The organism is Promineifilum sp. (SeqCode) (genome assembly GCF_041918635.1).
GTDB lineage: Bacteria > Chloroflexota > Anaerolineae > Promineifilales > Promineifilaceae > Promineifilum.
In genome coordinates this window covers 1-2,556 of the sequence record NZ_JAYRVJ010000688.1, presented here as the reverse complement: position 1 = coordinate 2,556, position 2,556 = coordinate 1, and the positions used below count along the sequence as shown (strand labels likewise).

Sequence of the window (2,556 nt, the reverse complement as noted above, 5' to 3'; positions counted from 1 at the left end):
GAGGGCCGTGTGGCCGGCGATGTCCATGAACAGCACCGTCGCCAGCTTGCGCTGTTGTTCGGACGTCTGCCCCTCCAGCGCGGCCAGCTTCTCGCGCAGGGCGGTCAGCGCCGCCTCGACGACCGCGTCGCCGAGCAGCGGTCGTTGCGCCTCTAGCGCGGCCATACCGGCTTTCAATTGGGCGATCCCGTCGGGCGTTGCCTGCACCTCGTTCCTCTCGGGCTAAACGTGCGGGTATTATAGTAGAGAAGGTGCGGGAGCGCAGCAACGGGACAGGCGTTGGTTGACAGTGAACCTCACGCCAAGAACACAAAGCCCAGAGTTCGGAGCTTTGCGTTCTTGGCGTCTTTGCGTGAGATATTTCTGTGGATCAAAGCGCCTTACGATAGACGCGGTGGTTCTTGTACGGCTTACCGCCCAGCGTCGCCAGGTCGCTGCGCATCTGCGTTGCCGTCTCAGCCACCTGGGTCAGCTCATACCACTCGAAATGGAACTCCTGCACCGTCCGCTCCATCTCGGCGTAGAGCAGGGCGTTGCCGCCGATGCCCTGGAACTCCGGCAGAATGCCTGCGCCGTTGCCGGCCAGCCCCCTCGTCGCGCGCATCTCGCGCACCAGGTCGAACAGGCCGAACGGCAGCAGGTGGCCGTGGGCGCGCTGGAGGGCGGCCGACACGTCGGGGAAGCCCAGCGCGAAGCCGACCACGTCGTCGCCGTGGGCGATGAACTTCAGCAGCCGGGGGTTGGCGATGAGCAGCAGTTGATCGAGCACGAATTTGATCTCGCGCTCCGTCAGCGGCACGTACTCCCAGTTGTTCACAAAGGTCTGGTTGTAGGCGCGGCCGATGGCCGGAGCCCAATGGCGCAGGTCGGCCTTGGTTTGCAGCGGCAGCACGCGCAGGTTCTGCCGCCGCCGCGCCCGCTCGGCGATGCGATGGACGCGCTCATCGAGGTGGAAGCCGGCCGCGTCCAGGTAGACCGACACGAAGTCCACTTCCTTGACGAACCCTTGCGCCTCCACCAGCCGGCGATAGTAGGGGTAGTTGTAGTTCATCATCGTCATCATCTGCCGGTGCTCATAGCCGCGCTCCAGCAGGCCGTAGCCGTCGAACGGCCCCATCCCTTTGGGGCCGATAACCGCGTCCAGCCCCCGCGCCCGCGCCCAGTCGAAGACCGCGCCGAACAGGGCCACGGCGGCCTCGTCGTCCTCCGCGGCGTCAAAGAAGTAGAACTGGCCGGTGCGTGTCCCGTGCTGCCGGTTGTAGTTGACGTTCTCCAGCGCGGCAACGCGACCCACGTCGCGGCCGTCGCGCACGGCCAGGAAGAAGTCGGCCGCCGAGTGCTCATAGAACGGATGCTTAACCCGGTTGAGGGCCAGGGCCACGTCGCCGCGGATGGGCGGAACCCATTGCGGGCAGTCGCGGTACAGGCGAAAGGGCACGTCTACGAAGCGCCTGACCTGGCGTTTGTCAGTGGGGTCGATGCGTTCGATGGTTAGCATGGGAGTCGCCTCGGTGAGGGGGCGCGCGGAATTTGCCGCGCGGGCCGGCTTAGGTTACACATAGCCGCTAACCTTGTCAAAAGAAATGGGACGTAGATGACGCTGATTAAACTGATTGCCGCAGATAAGAGAATGAATCGTTTCTTATCCGCGAAAATCAGCCAAATCAGCATCATCAGCGTTCTATCCTCCGAACGATGAAACGAACTGCGATTCTATTTGATATGGACGGCCTGATGGTGGACACCGAGCCGCTGGCGCGCCGGTCGTGGGAGTACGTCGTCGCGGCCCATGACGCCGTGGTGAGCGACGACCTCTACGGCCGCATGGTGGGCCTGCGCACGTCGGAGAGCGCCCGGCTGCTGCACGCCGAACTGGCCCTGCTGTTGCCGGTGGAGGAGTTGATCGCGCGCAAGACGGCCGCCTTTCTGGTCGCCCTGGAGGAAGGTGTGCCGGTGATGCCCGGCCTGTGGGCGCTGCTCGACCGCGTGGAAGCGCTGGGGCTGCGCTGGGCCGTGGCGACCAGTACGCCGCGGGAGTTGGCCGAGAGCGTGCTGGGCAAGCTGGGATTGGTGGGGCGCTACGGCGCGCTGGCGGCCGGCGACGAGGTGGCCCACGGCAAGCCCGCCCCCGACCTCTTCCTGCTGGCCGCCGAGCGGTTGGGCGTGGCCCCGGCCAACTGCCTGGCGCTGGAGGATTCTGGGCCGGGTTGCGCCGCTGCCGTGGCCGCCGGGGCGCGGGTCATCGTCGTGCCGACCGAGACGACGCGCCACGCCAACTTCAGCGGCGCTTACCGCCGCTACCCGTCGCTGGCCGAGGTGGCGGTCGACCTGGAGGCGCTGCTCTGAAACGTAGCACAGGTTTCTTAACCCGTGGTACGGAGCCACGAGTTAAGAAACCCGTGCTACAGAAAGACACCCGATTCCAGTTGCCGCCTATGGCACTCTGTGCTATACTACCGTCACGACATTCTGGAGATTGCGACCGGAAAAGTGGGCCAACCCACTTTTTTTGTTTCTTCCGTCTGTTGTGTACCGGTTAGAAAAACTGAATAGGTT

At 64.7% G+C, this 2,556-nt stretch carries 3 protein-coding genes; 1 reads left to right on the top strand and 2 read right to left on the bottom strand.

The features are described from left to right. The coding region (locus tag ACE3UY_RS20215; RefSeq protein WP_374689286.1) for a hypothetical protein at positions 1-207 on the bottom strand (207 nt) is incomplete at its 3' end. Positions 208-370: 163 nt separating this feature from the next. Beyond that, complete coding sequence (locus ACE3UY_RS20210) at positions 371-1,498, bottom strand: hypothetical protein (protein ID WP_374689285.1); 1,128 nt, start codon at positions 1,496-1,498, stop codon at positions 371-373. A 197-nt stretch (positions 1,499-1,695) separates the two neighbouring features. Here ACE3UY_RS20210 and ACE3UY_RS20205 point away from each other — a divergent pair, with 197 nt between their 5' ends. Then, positions 1,696-2,346: an HAD family hydrolase gene (locus tag ACE3UY_RS20205; protein ID WP_374689284.1), complete on the top strand. Its 651-nt coding sequence runs from the start codon at positions 1,696-1,698 to the stop codon at positions 2,344-2,346. Positions 2,347-2,556: the final 210 nt, after the last annotated feature.

What these genes read in the sequence shown, in the direction of transcription:
- ACE3UY_RS20210 (WP_374689285.1), bottom strand. Translation starts at nt 1,498, where the DNA reads ATGCTAACCATCGAACGCATCGACCCCACTGACAAACGCCAGGTCAGG.
- ACE3UY_RS20205 (WP_374689284.1), top strand. Translation starts at nt 1,696, where the DNA reads ATGAAACGAACTGCGATTCTATTTGATATGGACGGCCTGATGGTGGAC.